Genomic DNA, 15451 nt, shown 5'->3' with positions numbered 1-15451 from the left:
TGTGAACCAATGGATAACCTGGGTGAAGACAGCCTATTTTTTGCACTCAAGCGGGGAGATATAGCAGCTTACGAAGCCGTATTTAAACGATATTACAAGTCGTTGGTTGTCGAGGCGTATTATCTGCTTAAAGATGAAGCGGAAGCCGAAGACCAAGTACAGCAATTTTTCGTTGAAGCGTATTCGACCCATGCGCTTTCTTCTATACGTACGTCGGTTAAGGCTTACTTACATACTTCAATCCGGAATAAATGTCTGAATTTGTTAGCTAAACGAAAGGTAGAAAACTGCCGGAGAGAAAGCTACCTCCAAACGGAAACGGGGCAGCAGATTGGGGCCGACATCACGTTGGAAAATAGAGAGTTATCTGAAAGGATGGAGCGAGCTATCAGTAAATTACCTTACAGGCGCCTACAAGCCGTCAAACTCGTGTATCTTGAGGAACGAAAATACCAGGAAGCCGCTGATATGTTAGGAATCAGTGTCAACTCCATTAAAACACATCTCAGGTTAGCGCTGGAAGCGCTGCGTAAGGATTTTAAAAAGTTCTGATCATATTCACCCACATAAGATATATAATTGTCATCAGTACGAATGCCAGATCAAGAAAAGATAAGTCAGTTGTTTGCGGATCGTATAGCGGGCAGTCTTTCTGAGGAAGATAACAGCTTGCTTGAATGGCTATTGTCGACCGATGAAGGAATACGGACGAAATGGAGGGAATATTCGAAGACATTTGAGGACGCTTCTTCCCAGCGGTTTTTAGGAGAATTAGATGCGGATCGAGCTTGGTTGTCCGTATCACAACGGATCGCTGAAAAGCGAACAACAGCGCCACGCCAGAAAAACAGCTGGATGTTAGCAGCTGTTGCGTCGGTGTTGATCGTTATCACATGCCTTGGGTTTTGGAACTATTTTTCCAGTACGCCAATTGCTGCAAATTTGGAAGAAGTTGCGGTGGGTTCGGACGTCGTCTTGGAACTGTGGAGTGGTGAGCGTTATCATCTGCTTGACACTACGCAAGGAACAACGCTTATCCGGAAGGCGTCCGCCGGTTTCCGAGCGCTTTCAGTGGAGAAACATCAACCTGAACTGCAGCCGGAAGCCTTCAATACTATTTCCGTACCCGCCACAAGGGATTATTACCTCGTCTTACCCGATGGAAGTGAGGTGTGGCTTAATTCGTCTTCCGTATTGCGGATTCCGGCGTCATTTCAAACTTTTTCGCGGGAAGTTTTCTTAACAGGGGAGGCTTATTTTAAGGTAGCAAATCAAGCAAAACTTCCATTTACTGTCCATGCCGATAACGTGGACATACAGGTGCTCGGTACGGAGTTTAATGTCAACACATTCGATCGGGCTCAAATAATAACTTCGCTTTTCAGCGGTGCAATTGAAGCCCGTGTTAACGATCATCGAATGCGCCTTTCTCCCGGATTTGAGGCAGTTGCAACAGCGGAAGGACTGTTGTCCCGGACGTTTGACCCAACGACCACGGCAACTTGGCGCGCCGGCATCTATCATTTTGAGAATGAACCCCTGAAACGGTTGTTGCCGGTATTAGAGCGTTGGTATGGAAAGCGAATTCGGACGACCGATCCGGCACTGGCAGCAATGAAACTTTCCGGTGCCATCCATAAGAGCGACTCAATCACTGTCTTTCTTGAAAACCTGAAGGCCACGGCTAACATACGGTATCAATTTTCCGGTGGAAAGCTGTTATTATCGGGTACAACGCCTGAATAAGTACCTTTTCTTCCCATAATAGGTAGCATTGCTGCGTTTGAACTTGTAACCTGCCCGGTTACTTTTACTACGGTTCATTAATCAAATTTTTTTAATTTCTTTTCACCCGTTTTTCGGAATTCCCGGTCTATGTGTGTAAACCATTTTAGCTAATTATGATTAAACAGTTTGGTATTTTTTCGAAAAGATGCAGTCTTACATATAGTCTGCTTTTGGCAGTGGGTCTTCCTATTTGTCTCGCTGCACAACACAAAATTTCATTGAAGCGCCAACAAGCCCCACTTTCGGAGGTTTTCAAGGAAATTCAGCGGCAATCGGGATTGACGGTTTTTTTCAGTAATGATCTATTGGATGCCCGAAAAGCGGTTAACGTGAATTTCCGGGAAACTCCCTTGGAAAGCGTGATGAATTACCTGCTCGAAGGCACATCGGTATCCTGGCAGCTGAAAGGAAAATACATCGTTCTGCGTAAACGTACGGGACTACCCGGTAAGGAACGGGATTCTGTCTCAACAACGGAGTCTGAACAGGAGGAGAGGGTAAGCGGCACGGTGGTCGATCCCGAAGGAAAACCCATGGAAGGAGTAAGCATTCGCGTAAAAGGAACGCAACTGGCTACGGCAACGGATGCAAGTGGTAAGTTTACCCTTGCCGTGGCAGACCTGGAAGTAGTTTTGGAAGTCTCTTATATAGGATATGAATTGCTGGAAGTGCTTTTGGCAGGTAACCGGTCGGTCAATATCCAGCTGGAACCGTTAATGGGCAACTTGGAAGAAGTAGTGGTGGTAGGATATGGTACCATGCAGAAATCGGATTTGACGGGCTCGGTGACGATGGTCGATCAAACGAATATCAAACAAATGCCTGCGGCAACCATCGACCAGAAATTGGTGGGGCAGGTCGCGGGCGTACAGATTCAGCAGGTAACCGGCGCGCCGGGCGGCGGTACTTCTGTGAAAATCAGGGGAGCCGGATCAATCGGCGCCGGCAACGAGCCGCTTTACGTGATTGATGGAATGCCCTATGCATCGGGGATGAATCAAAATTTAAACCCACTGGTTTTTTTGAATCCCAACGACATCGAGTCGATCAGTGTATTAAAAGATGCCTCGTCTACCGCCATTTATGGCTCACGGGGAGCGAATGGAGTCATTATGATCACTACCAAGAAAGGGAGTTACGATCGAACCGAAGTGAACGTATCGGCCACATCGGGTATTCAGCAGGTACCCCAAAGAGGACGTCCGAGTATGATGAACGCGGGAGAATTTGCAGATTACCAGCGGGAGAAAATAGCCGCTATGATTTGGAAAAGTGAAAAACGGGAGGCCACCGATAGTGATTATCCGGCAGTGTATCTGCCACAGAATATATCGGGGGAAGGGACCGATTGGTATGACTTGATTTTGCAGACCGCGCGGGTACAGGATTATTCCGTTAGTGTAAACAAGGGAAGTAAAGAGTCGAGGCTCAATTTCAGTTTGGGTTATTATAACCAAGAAGGGGTGGTACGGTATACGGGATTGGAGCGGTTTACCGGAAATTTATCCATGGAGTCGAATATTGGTAGTAAAGTCAAGTTGGGTGTAACACTGCAACCGACCTATATCCACCACCAGCAAACCAATACAAATTCCGGCCGGGGAGATGTAATTGGCTTTGCCAGCTGGGGAAATCCGATCCTGTCACCCTATGACGATCAGGGTCAGTTGATTCCGTATATCGTATCGCCTCAAAACAAGTATTACTCGTCGTGGAGTTTTGTCAATCCCCTTTTTATGCTTCGGGAAACCGTGCGCAATCGCAATAATTTCCAGAACCTGGGGTCGGCATTTCTGGAGTGGAACGTAATAGATGGGCTGAAATTGAGGTCTGCCATCAGTACGAATTATTCGGCCAATAAATATTTCTTATATCAGCCTTCTACGGTTGGCGGTCAGAATAGTGCGCCAAAGCCCGGTACGGGAGTCTCGAATACAACGCGCGGCGACGCGTTCGATTGGTTGATAGAAAATACAGCTAATTACGACCGGACATTTGGAGATGCGCACCGGCTTAATATACTAATGGGTTACACGACACAGAAGAGCAAAGGCGATAACATCGATCTGCAGGGCAATCCGTATGCGAACGATCTGATTGAGACAATCAATGCGGCACAAGGGATAAAAGCGTGGGGACAGAATATCAACGAATGGACAATGATTTCCTATCTGGGACGATTGAATTATACGCTGAAAGATCGTTACTTGCTGACTGCTACGTTCCGCTCCGACGGTTCGTCCCGCTTCGGCTCGGAAAATCGATTTGCATTTTTTCCGTCGGTAGCAGGTGCTTGGCGCTTATCTGAAGAAGATTTCCTTAACGATAGCCATTGGATTGATGAGTTGAAGCTGCGGATATCCTATGGCCGCAGCGGTAATAATAACATTGGAAATTATGCACATTTGCCTGCTATCAATGCCGGGTCTTACGTATTTGGAGATCGGCAGGTAACCGCATCAAGCGTAGGTATCAGCAATCCGTTTTTGACATGGGAAGAATCGAGCCAAATAGACGGTGGAGTGGATTTGACTACTTTTGGCAACCGACTCTCGGTGGTGGTGGACTATTACTACCGGAAGTCGGTTAATATGTTACTGAATGATGTGATTCCAGCAATTACCGGTTTCAACAACCAGATCGTAAATAAAGGAAATGTGCGGAATACCGGGGTGGAAGTGGCGCTCAATGCGGTGCCCGTTGAAGGTAAGTTACGCTGGGAGACCACGTTGAATTTTGCACTCAACCGCAATAAAGTGATCTCGCTGAACGACAACGGAGACCCCATTTACTCGGGTAATTCGGACAACAATTATACCCACATTACACAGGTCGGAAGGCCGATAGGTCAATTTTTCGGATATGTTTTTGATGGGTTGTACTCGGCGGAAGATGCTGCAAATCCCAACGTAGTGCGGGATCCTTCGGTTGAAGTCTATGAAGGAGGCGTCAGGTATAAGGATTTGGATGGCGATGGCTTGGTTAATGACTTGTTGGATTACGCGATCATCGGCAACCCACAGCCGGATTTCATTTTTGGCTTTTCAAATCGGCTAACGTACCGGCAGTTTGACCTGTCTGCCGTGATAAACGGACAATACGGGGGGAGCGTCATGAATGGACTTCGACAAACGATTGACAATTTGCAGGGGCAGTTCAATGTAGGGAAAGAGTGGGTAGCGCGCTATCGAAGCGCAGACGACCCGGGAGATGGGCGCCATTATGCGGTACCTTTCTCGGCGCCGAGCCGAGGACATCGCGTTTCAGATCTGTGGGTTGAAGATGCTTCCTATCTTCGTATCACCAATTTGACACTAGGATACGGCCTGCCCGAAGCGCTGGTTAGTCGGTCGTCATTCATTAAATCTTGCCGCGTATATGTTACGGTGCAGAATCTTGCGACGTTTACCAACTATAGCGGTGCCAATCCGGAAGGACAGTCTGTTTCATTGAGCAACACGTTGGCACCGGGGTTTGACATTTCTTCGTATCCCTTGGCAAGGACCGCCTCGTTTGGTATTAATTTGACTTTTTAATAGCTAGGTTATGAAAATATTTTATCGATATTTACTTTTGGTTTTACCAGTTTTTGCGGCTTGCTCCCACGATTTTTTGGAACTGTATCCTGAAACTACGCTTAATGAAGACAATTTTTATTCGTCGGAAGAGGAGTACATTTTACTGGCTAACGGGTGCTATGTGCCCATGCGTAATTATGAGAAAGTAGATCATTGGGTAATTGCCGAAATCCCATCTGACAATGCCAGCTATCAGGATAAGCGGGATGACGGTGGAACCTGGCCCCGCCGTGTGATTGATCAGTTTTTGGCATCTTCGAGTAACGACAATTATGGCAATTTCTGGAATCAGTCTTATCAGGGAATCAGGCGGTGTAACAAGTTGATTGAAGAACTGGACAAATCAACGGTGACCTGGAATGAAGGCATCAAAGAGCGCACAGCTGGTGAAGCTCATTTTTTGCGGGCACTTTATTATTTCAACCTTGTCCGGCAATTTGGTGGGGTACCCTTGGTGCTCGCACCTGTTAACTCACAGGATGCAATCCAAATCAAACGGTCTTCCGAAGGTATTATATACGAACAGATTATTGCTGATCTAACAACGGCGGTAGACAACCTGGCGATGGCTGAAGAGGTAGTGGAAAACGGCAGGGCCAGCCATGCTGCAGCACTGTCGTTATTAGGGAAGGTGTATCTTACCCTTCATCGGTACGAAGAGGCGTTGAATACATTGGAGCCAGTACTGTCATCTCCCAAGCACGGACTGCTTGATAATTATGCTGCGCTTTTTAATCCGGCCGCGAAAGACTATAGGGAGACGATTTTTGCCGTGCAATATGCCGACGCTAGTGTCGAACTGGCAAATCGGTTTATTTTCCTGTTCGCGCCATGGTCTTCCGGCGGAGCGGTGACCCAGCGGCCGAATATCAATATCAATGGATCGGGTAGCGGATGGAATCAACCTACCCGGGATCTGATTGATGCGTTTGAGGAAGGAGACCTGCGAAAAGAAGTATCCATTGCCTATTGGAAAGGGAAAGATTCGGATGGCGAAATACGGGATATTCCCTATTGCAGTAAATATAAACCCCCGGTTTCTGCACCGGATGATCGGTGCAGTGATAACCTGCCCGTGTTGCGGTATTCCGATGTGCTGCTCATGTATGCAGAAGCATTGAACGAATTGGGGCGCACTTCGGAAGCCATTCCATACGTTTTCCAGGTTCGTGAACGTGCTGGACTCCGTCAGCCACTCGATGGCTACGACCAAACCCGGTTACAAGCATTGATCGCCAAAGAACGGCAGGTCGAGTTTTGTTTTGAAAACCAACGGTGGTATGATTTGAAACGTACCGGCAAAGCGCTGGAAGTATTAGCTGGCCATGGTGTACGCGAGAAGGCGCTTCGGCCCTGGCTGAATGACCAAGCTTTTGATATGCAACCCTATAAGTTGCTGGCACCCATTCCTGTCGAACAGATTGTATTGAATAAAATTGAACAGAATGAAGGGTATTAAAACCATTATCGGCGTCGCCTTTCTCACGTTGGTTAGCCATGTGGGAACGGTTTGTGCGCAACTGCCTAAGGCGGGAAATCAGGCCCGGCCCAACATTATTTTCCTGCTGACGGATGACCAACGGGCGGATGCGTTGGGGGTGATGGGAAATCCGATTATCCAGACGCCCCATTTAGATGAGATGGCCAGGAACGGCTACCTTTTCCGCAACGCCTATGTGACCACTTCAATATGTGCGGTAAGCCGGGCCAGTGTGCTTAGCGGCCAATACATGTCGAGACACCAAATCAGTGATTTTGGTACTAATTTTACAGAAACGGCACTTGCAGACACCTATCCGATGTTGTTGCAGAAAGCGGGTTATCACATTGGATTTATTGGTAAGTACGGCGTGGGAAACCAGCCGCCAAGCGATCGTTTTGACTTTTGGTCGTGTTGGGATCGTGGTCAGCCACCGTATTGGCTAGAAGATGGCGCGGGGAGAAAGGTCCATCAAACCGATAGTGTGAGCCATGATATCATGCGTTTTTTAGACGAATATGGAACGAAGGAAGCGCCTTTTTGCTTGTCGGTCAGTTTCAAAGCACCACACGAACTTGATGGTGATCCGCCGGTTTATCAGGTTCAGGAGCGCTTCGAAAATCTATATGAAGGGATAGTCATTCCTCCCCAGCCAAATGGTGGCGAGGAAGCGTGGGAACGGACTCCGCCTTTTTTCCATGACAGTAAAAGTATCGCCCGTAAGCGATGGGAAGGCTTGTTTGGCACGCCTGAATTATACCAAACGAACGTAAAGAACTATTATCGGTTGATTACGGGGGTGGATGAGGTGGTAGGCAAATTGCGAGAAAAGCTTTCGGAGTTAGGCATTGACGATCGCACTGTGATCATTTATATGGGCGACAATGGGTTCTGTTTAGGTAACCATGGTCTGGAGGGGAAATGGTTTGGCTACGAGGAGTCGGTACGGGTACCACTTATTATTTACGATCCTCAAAAGCCGACAAGCCGTCAGGGCGACATCCCGGACATCGCTTTGAACATAGATATTGCGCCAACCGTGCTTGCCTATGCTCAGGTATCCATTCCACCAAGTATGCAGGGTGTAAACCTTCGGCAGACAGCTTTGGACAAGCGTTCTACCCGGTCAGCGTTCTTTTATGAGCACACCTTCGCGGGAAGCCCGCGTATACCGAAAGTAGAGGGCGTTGTCGGTGGCCGGTATAAGTACATGATTTATACGGAGCATGGGTATGAAGAACTGTTTGATCTTAAAAAAGATCCTTATGAATTGAACAATGTGGCCAAGGATGAAACCTATGCACGGCAGTTGAAAAAAATACGGGCGCGTTTTGATTTTTTGAAGCAGGCCGCCCGATAAGTTACCGAATTAGATAACCATTCAAATTTTTGAAAATGTATATCAAAAGAAAAAATAAGTATTTAATCAGATTAGGTGTTGCATTGCTGACGGTAGGCTTACCGGGTATTGCTGCCAGCCAATCAAACGAAATTACCCTGCCCGAACAACCCAACGTGTTGGTTATCATGGCCGACCAGTGGCGGACACAGGCCATCGGTAGCCACGGTGATTCGAATGTTCGGACCCCCCACCTCGATGCATTGAGCCGGAAGGGAATCGACTTCATAAATGCAGTATCGGGAATTCCCGTATGCACACCGGCACGGGCGTCTTTTCTGACGGGACAACGCCCGTTACGCAACGGTGTGTTCATGAATGATGTGCAGCTTGATCCCGATGCACGCTCGTTGGCCGAAGCTTTCGGCGACGCAGGATATGCAACCGCCTGTATCGGCAAATGGCACATCGATGGGCGGGGAAGAAGTACATTTATCCCCCCGGGCGGTCGTCGGCAGGGTTTTGAATATTGGAAGGTGCTGGAATGTACCCATAATTACAATCACTCTCGTTACTACGCCGACACACCTGATACGTTACGTTGGGAAGGATATGATGCTTTTGCACAATCCGAAGATGCGAAAGCCTATATGCGTAGCCGTTTGGGAAATCAACAGCCCTTTTTTATGTTTTTATCATGGGGGCCACCCCATGCGCCCTATCATACCGCTCCGGAATCTTACCGCGAGTTGTACCAAGCCGAAAACGTTCAGCTGCGTCCTAATGTGCCAACGAACAGTCAAGCGGCAGCCCGGAAAGATTTAGCAGGTTACTATGCCCACTGTACAGCTTTGGACGATCAATTGGGTGATTTACTTAAATTCCTCCAAGAAACCGGATTAGATCAGAATACGATTGTGCTTTTCCTTTCCGATCACGGAGATATGCTAGGATCCCAAGGAGCTACTAAAAAGCAACAACCCTACGATGAATCCATACGCGTACCTATGATGTTTAAGCTGCCCGACTCATACGGTGTCTCGGCACAAACAAAAGATGCTCCGATCGGAATTGAAGATCTCATGCCTACCTTGTTGAGTCTCTGCGATATTGACATTCCGGCAGACGTGGACGGCATCGACTACTCTCCGTATATCTTAGGTCAAGGAGATGCACCCGACACCATGAAGGTGATCACCTGTGTGCAACCCTATGGACAATGGACGCGGAAAACCGGGGGAAAAGAATTCCGTGGTCTGCGATCCAAAAGGTTTACCTATGTACGGGACCTCAATGGGCCCTGGCTGTTCTTTGATAACGAACGGGACCCCTATCAAAGGAATAATTTGGTAGGCGATCGCAGCTATCGGGAGCTGATGGAAGCATTTGACCGTCAGCTGCGGGATCGCCTTGCGGCAGATGGCGACGAATTTTTGCCGGGATTACAGTATGTGAAGAAATATAATTATCCTCCATTGGACGATACGGAAACGGTACCTTATACAAATTGAATATTATTTTTTGGCCATTTTCATGCGCTGTACCAGGTAAAGACCTGCTAAAACAAGCAATACGCCAACAAAGGTATGCCACGAGAGGGGCTCTTTCATCCATACCGCCGCAATAGCGAAACCTGCGATGGGACAAAGAAAGAGCCAGGCCGATGCTTTAACGGGGTTGTCGCGCAGTAGGTACAGCCATAATAGCATGGCAATGATGGATACGGGGATGGCCAGCCAGGTAACAGCGCCCCACCAAGCGGAATCAAATACATTTGCCGATCGGTCGAAAAATAGCACCATAAAAGGTAACAGGCAAATCCCTCCAATGAGCGTCTGCCAACCGTTGATCGTTAGAATATGGAGATTGCCCCAATTCTGCCGGGCAAAATAGATCGCCCCTGCGGAATAGGAAAGCATGCTCAGAAAGAGAGTGCCTAAACCGAACAAACTGGCATGACTCTCTTGGTAGAGCGGATAGGCAGCCAGCAGCATGCCTGCAATGCATAGGACGAAACTGAGTATGGTGTGTAAGCGGATGGGCTGCTTAAACCAGATGGCATTGATTAATAGAATAAGTACGGGATTGGTTGCCACGAACAATGTCCCCAAACCGGCTGATACTTCTTGCATCGCCAGCACGTATAAACCAAGGTATAAGCTTATATTGAGTAATCCGTAGATAAAGAGCTGTCTCCAAATCTTTCTGCCAGAAGGTAACTGTTGTCGCAAGATGCCGTGGGTTATTCCCAGCATCAGCGCGGATGCCAAGGCAAACCGCGCCACGGCCATAACAAACGGCTGGGATGATTGGAGGCCGATTTTTGTAGCTGCCGAAGCAGAGGCCCAAAAAATAGCGAAGATCGTTCCTGCAAGGATATAGGTAAACTGTTGGAATTGCGTTTTCAACCTCGGTGCAAATTTTACGCGAAGCTAGTTAAAAGAATTCACGATTACCCAACAATCCCGATCGAATCACTTATCTTCGTCTTTAGGATAAAGCAAGTAGTATGTTGTTGCCGATCGGAGACGAGAACCATGACCGGAAATCATTTCCGTTCGTCAATTATTTATTTATCGGATTAAATATCTTGGTGTTTGTGTTTCTCCAGGGCTTTGGTTATAATATTCACTTTACCTTTTCGTACGCTACCATTCCTGCGGAGATACTGACCGGCAGAGATATTATTACCGACAGTCAACTGATCGTCGACCCGATTTCGGGTGAGTCTTTCGAAATGCCCGGATTGCAGCCGACCGGGATCCCTGTTTTTCTGACACTCATCTCAGCTATGTTTATGCATGGCGGAGTCGGACACCTGGCAGGGAATATGCTCTATCTATGGATATGCGGAGATAATGTGGAAGACCGCTTGGGGCATTTCAGGTATCTCGTTTTCTATTTGCTATGTGGTATCTTGAGTGGGTTAAGCCACGTGTTTAGTGTGTGGTTTTTCGGTCAGGACCCTTTAACACCGTGTTTGGGGGCATCGGGAGCTATCTCGGCAGTATTGGCGGGTTATTTGGTGTTATTTCCACATAAACGGATTACATTTTTGCTGTTTTTTTTCGTTGTTTCGATCCCAGCTATCGTCGCAATCGGTTTATGGTTTCTTTTTCAGGTGAGCAATGGGATCGGTGCACTAGGTGGCGAACAAGCGGGAGGCGTAGCGTATGCTGCGCACATCGGTGGATTCGTCGCCGGTTTATTGCTGGTCAACCGCTTTAGCAGGCGTTTGTCGTATGTCCGCGGTTGAAAATCCGGGGTATTTAGTTGTACTGAGCTTATGCGTATTTGGTCACTTCATCCTAAATATCTTGATGCGAAAGGATTGGTAGCGCTTTGGCGGGAGGCCTTGTTGGCAAAACACGTGCTTGAGGGAAAAACGAAGGGATACACCTTGCATCCACAATTGTGGCGATTTAGGCGCTCGTCTGAACCCATAGCCAGTATAAACCGATATCTGGCCGTCGTTTATGACGAGGCGGTGCTGAGAGGATATTGCTTTGACCGAAATAAAGTAGATTGGGATTTTCATGCTCCAGCTATGTCGGTGACGACTGGGCAAATGCGTTACGAAACTGAGCATCTTTTGAATAAACTAAAACAGCGGGATCCGGAGCATTACCGGTCATTGGTGAGCTTAGCATCTCTTGATCCCCACCCGATGTTTTCGTTGGAAGAGGGAGACATAGCACATTGGGAGGTAGTTAAATGAGTGATTTGTAAAAACGAAAGGTTTCCAAACGGGGAGAATGGAAACCTTTACTAACCAATTATAAACCTAAATTATGATAGGACAAAGGTACTACACATTTGTGAATTAACTGCACTGCACTGTCCTGCCTCAATGCTTATGTTACGAAAAGTCGACCACTGCTTTAATCACATTGCTTGTCGGATCCAGCAATGAGCTGAAGACATCCGGTAGTTGTTGGCAGGGGGTGCGATGCGTAATGAACAGGGCGGGCTGAATAGTGCCTTGCTGCAGTGTTTGGATGACGTGTTCAAAATCTTCCTGGGTGGCGTTGCGGCTACTCATGAGCGTAGATGCCTACCTGACGAATTTTAATAGGGCCTCTTCCTTGCCTAATTCAGGTTCGTTCGTTTGAATGATCCGTAAAGCTCCCGGTTTGTCGCAAATTAGGGTATCCATGTTTTTTATCTTGCCGCAAGATACGGTATTTCAATTAGTTATTACTACGAAGAACCTAACTAACCGCCTAAGGCAGCAGATTTTTTGCCCGTCGGATAAAAGGCTTAATGCGATAGAGGCCATCGGAGAGCTTGCGGATGAGTCGTTCGTCATAATGGGGATCCGGTACGACAAATGGGTTGAGTTGGAATTGCTGTATATCGAGTTCGCTTGTTCGCATATCGGCGAGGTCGGATGCCGTCCGATGTGTGTGAGACGCATCCGTTCCAAACCCGATGTTCTTGACCAGATTTACCGCTGGAACAATACTGAGTCCTGAATTGATGGCACGTGCAAAACTCCATTGATAATCCCAAGTGTCAAGATTTTTTTCAAATACCTGTTCGTACAGAGACATCCGCCAAGCATAAGCATTTCCTAAAAAACCCCTAAGTATTTCGGAAGTTTTAGCCTGGTGGTATTTCTCCGGCGACAGATCAAAATGTTTCCAAGCCCTGCGCCAGCTCGCCCACCCCCATATTCCCCCGTACTTGGAAAAAAAATAACGATACTCCGGATCGGAGGTATAGTGGCCGATAAAATTAGTGCCGGAAATCTGCATGACGCGGGTGTCCTCGCGATACATGTCCAGCATGGCTGCACAAAAGTGGAAAAACGACAGATCAGGCAGACAGTCGTCTTCGAGGATAATGCCACACTCCTCATGGGCAAAGAACCATGATATGGCGTCGCTTACCGCAATTTTACAACCGAGATTCGCCGGCCTGAACAACGTTTTTACTTCACATTCCCAGTCCACACTCTCCGTTAGAAATTGCCGTATATGGTCAACCTTGTCTTGTTCGCCCTGCGTGTGTTTCCGTGGGCCGTCCGAAGCGAGGTAAAGTTTGGGAGGACGGTATCGGGCCACTTGCTCGAATACCCGTTTGGTGGTGTCCAAGCGGTTGAACGTAAGCAGCAATACCGGTGCCTGGGTCATATCGCGAAGCAATTGGTTGGTCGATAGAAGACGCTGGTTTCTTTCCGGTAAAATAAACCCGGAGAGATACCACTAAAAGGCAGCATCTTGAAGCCAGCTTGTTTAAGATAAGCGACACCTTCCTGAAATTTCTCCAATTGGCTGTCGTCGAAAATGATCACACCCTGTTCGCTCAGCGCATCGGCGGCATGCTTGCAGCAGTTATTACGGTCAAATCCGTCAATCAGTATGATATCGAATTTTTTGTTTTGCAGCATTGCTGCACGGCAGTAATCGCCGTCTACCGTGCCTTCGTAATGGACCAATGTGACGTTTTCGGCTTTGTCTTTCATTCCCGCTGCCAACCATTCGCGGTCATGCTCGGCAGAAGTAACAGAGGCAACCCGCTTTGAAAAATAGCGGGTAGAGTAACCGGAACCATATTCAAATACGTGCAGCGTGTCGGAAAGCCGTGGTTCCATAAAATCGATAAATGAGTATGTAAACCAAGGTAGTGGCTGTTTGTTGTTGTCAAGGGGTACGCGTGCCCGATAAGCCTCCATCCAGCCGATCTCCGCCAAATAACCTTTCACACCGAATGAAAGGAGCGACCGGATCTTGCGCAAGCTGAACAAACTGCTTATCGGATAGATGAACTTCATTTTTTTTCAGATTTGTGTGCTAAAGTACTTAATGTATTCCATAATACGAGTGCTTTCAGCATGGAAAAGCCATGCTGGCGCGTTTTGGGAATAAGCAGCACCGAAAAAGTGGAAATAAAATAGGCAAGTAGTGTAGCGACTGCCGCACCGTTCATGCCGTAACGAGGTAACAACCACAGGTTGAGCAGCACGTTGGTTAAAGCCCCGATGGCTGTACGCAGGAACGATATCCGCGTGAGGTTCTCAGCGATGAGGTACTGGCCACTTGCCGTGCCGAGAAAAACGAATACTCCGGCCCAGATGTGGATGGCCAGCGTGGGGGCACCGATATGAAACTCGGGTCTGTAAAGCCATTGGTAGATGTAAGGGGCCGCAAATGTGGTGATCAATGCGATGCCAATACTGATGATGACCATGAGTTCATAAAGTTGCTGTAGCCGTTTCTGATACCGCGCCGGATCGTCACGCCGGGCGTGCATAAGCGCAGGAAACAAGGCCGCTACCAAGGCCATTGGGAAAAAATACCAGCCTTCACTCAGTGTCACTACCGTGGCGTAGACACCCAATGCCGATTTTCCCCAAAAGGCATCCAGCATGAGCTGGTCTATTTTCATGTAGAGGGTTACAAACACAGAAGACAACGCCAGCGGCCAGGAATGTTTGAGCAAATTGAGGGCGACTGCGCGGTCAAATTTCCAGTGGAACGGATTGTGGTGCTGCGCGCGGTATACATACACATAGCCCAGCGATAGCAGCGCGGCGTCTGCGAGTAGCATCCAAACAAAGGCTGTCAACGATGCGCCGGATACAATGAGGACAAGCTTTAGCAGCGCCGACAGCAGGTTGGCGCCAACCTGCACATACATGATAAACTTGCCTTTGGCAATAGACTGGAAATAACAATCAATGATATTGACGGATTGAGCTACGCACACGAAAGACACGATGGCAACATAGCTTAACGGTGCTGCCGGAGGTTCCGGAGCGTAGTGGCCGATGCACAGGTAGGCAAAATAGATCAACGGGATAGCCGTTAAGCCCGAGAATAGGCGCAATCGGAATGCCGAACCCAAAATGGTGCGGTGCTGCTGTGGATGCACGAGCAGCTCGCGGGTCACCAGGCTGTCGGTGCCTAGGCTGCTTGCAGCAACAAAGAACGAAGCCAATACCAGCGGGTAATTGAGTATCCCTGTTTGCGCATCGCCGAGGTAGTTGGGAAGGACAACAGCTGTGACGAGCATCTTGATCAGTAGCGATCCTACACGAGCCATTAACAGCCACCCGGTATTTTTCAGGTACTTGTCAAACGCATGGGCGTCAAAACCGGGTAGGGCGGGTAGCTTCATGGGTTGCCGTCAGTGATTCCCGGCAAAGATAGGCGAATATTATCATCTGCACCAAATAGCGACTTTCTCCAGTCTTTTTTTTGATGGTTTTCTGTCTTCCTGCGGACGGAATGCGTGCTTTATACGGCGTATATCCAGGGATTT

At 48.0% G+C, this 15451-nt stretch carries 13 protein-coding genes; 8 read left to right on the top strand and 5 right to left on the bottom strand.

Annotated elements, in window-relative coordinates; all coding sequences use genetic code 11:
* Positions 1 to 9: 9 nt before the first annotated feature.
* From BMZ56_RS16605 to BMZ56_RS16580, 6 genes are all read left to right on the top strand, one after another.
* Positions 10 to 552: an RNA polymerase sigma factor gene (locus tag BMZ56_RS16605; protein WP_177195179.1), complete on the top strand. Its 543-nt coding sequence runs from the start codon at positions 10 to 12 to the stop codon at positions 550 to 552.
* Positions 553 to 594: 42 nt separating this feature from the next.
* Positions 595 to 1746 (top strand): FecR family protein, encoded by a 1152-nt coding sequence (locus BMZ56_RS16600; protein ID WP_090628606.1) that lies wholly within the window; start codon positions 595 to 597, stop codon positions 1744 to 1746.
* A 260-nt stretch (positions 1747 to 2006) separates the two neighbouring features.
* Positions 2007 to 5324, top strand: coding sequence for a TonB-dependent receptor (locus BMZ56_RS16595; protein WP_218146599.1), 3318 nt, complete (start codon positions 2007 to 2009; stop codon positions 5322 to 5324).
* 10 nt (positions 5325 to 5334) lie between these two features.
* On the top strand, positions 5335 to 6825 hold the full coding sequence (locus tag BMZ56_RS16590) for a RagB/SusD family nutrient uptake outer membrane protein (protein ID WP_090628603.1): 1491 nt from the start codon (positions 5335 to 5337) through the stop codon (positions 6823 to 6825).
* Positions 6812 to 8206: a sulfatase family protein gene (locus tag BMZ56_RS16585; RefSeq protein WP_090628601.1), complete on the top strand. Its 1395-nt coding sequence runs from the start codon at positions 6812 to 6814 to the stop codon at positions 8204 to 8206. Before BMZ56_RS16590 ends, BMZ56_RS16585 begins: the two co-directional genes overlap by 14 nt.
* A gap of 35 nt (positions 8207 to 8241) precedes the next feature.
* Positions 8242 to 9696, top strand: a complete 1455-nt coding sequence (locus BMZ56_RS16580; protein WP_090628600.1) for a sulfatase family protein — start codon at positions 8242 to 8244, stop codon at positions 9694 to 9696.
* A gap of 3 nt (positions 9697 to 9699) precedes the next feature.
* Here the strand turns inward: BMZ56_RS16580 and BMZ56_RS16575 are convergent, their stop codons facing one another.
* Positions 9700 to 10593: a DMT family transporter gene (locus BMZ56_RS16575; protein WP_090628598.1), complete on the bottom strand. Its 894-nt coding sequence runs from the start codon at positions 10591 to 10593 to the stop codon at positions 9700 to 9702.
* 101 nt (positions 10594 to 10694) lie between these two features.
* Between BMZ56_RS16575 and BMZ56_RS16570 the strand changes: the two genes are divergently transcribed.
* Together BMZ56_RS16570 and BMZ56_RS16565 are read left to right on the top strand one after the other, a co-directional pair.
* Positions 10695 to 11441: a rhomboid family intramembrane serine protease gene (locus tag BMZ56_RS16570; protein WP_090628597.1), complete on the top strand. Its 747-nt coding sequence runs from the start codon at positions 10695 to 10697 to the stop codon at positions 11439 to 11441.
* A 30-nt stretch (positions 11442 to 11471) separates the two neighbouring features.
* Entirely contained in the window at positions 11472 to 11903 is a 432-nt protein-coding gene (locus tag BMZ56_RS16565; RefSeq protein WP_090628595.1) for a pyrimidine dimer DNA glycosylase/endonuclease V, read from the top strand.
* A gap of 141 nt (positions 11904 to 12044) precedes the next feature.
* Here BMZ56_RS16565 and BMZ56_RS16560 read toward each other — a convergent pair whose 3' ends face one another.
* The 4 genes from BMZ56_RS16560 to BMZ56_RS16545 all read right to left on the bottom strand — a co-directional run bounded on the left by BMZ56_RS16560 (position 12045) and on the right by BMZ56_RS16545 (position 15307).
* Positions 12045 to 12227 (bottom strand): hypothetical protein, encoded by a 183-nt coding sequence (locus BMZ56_RS16560; protein WP_090628594.1) that lies wholly within the window; start codon positions 12225 to 12227, stop codon positions 12045 to 12047.
* 181 nt (positions 12228 to 12408) lie between these two features.
* On the bottom strand, positions 12409 to 13320 hold the full coding sequence (locus tag BMZ56_RS16555) for a hypothetical protein (protein WP_090628592.1): 912 nt from the start codon (positions 13318 to 13320) through the stop codon (positions 12409 to 12411).
* Entirely contained in the window at positions 13317 to 13961 is a 645-nt protein-coding gene (locus tag BMZ56_RS16550; protein WP_090628591.1) for an O-methyltransferase, read from the bottom strand. Before BMZ56_RS16550 ends, BMZ56_RS16555 begins: the two co-directional genes overlap by 4 nt.
* Positions 13958 to 15307 (bottom strand): flippase, encoded by a 1350-nt coding sequence (locus BMZ56_RS16545; RefSeq protein ID WP_090628589.1) that lies wholly within the window; start codon positions 15305 to 15307, stop codon positions 13958 to 13960. The genes BMZ56_RS16550 and BMZ56_RS16545 overlap by 4 nt, the downstream gene beginning before the upstream one ends.
* Between the last annotated feature and the right edge of the window lie 144 nt (positions 15308 to 15451).

Source organism: Parapedobacter indicus, assembly GCF_900113765.1.
Lineage (GTDB): Bacteria > Bacteroidota > Bacteroidia > Sphingobacteriales > Sphingobacteriaceae > Parapedobacter > Parapedobacter indicus.
Note: the sequence above shows the minus strand (reverse complement) of the source record. Positions and strands in the feature narration are given on the sequence as shown.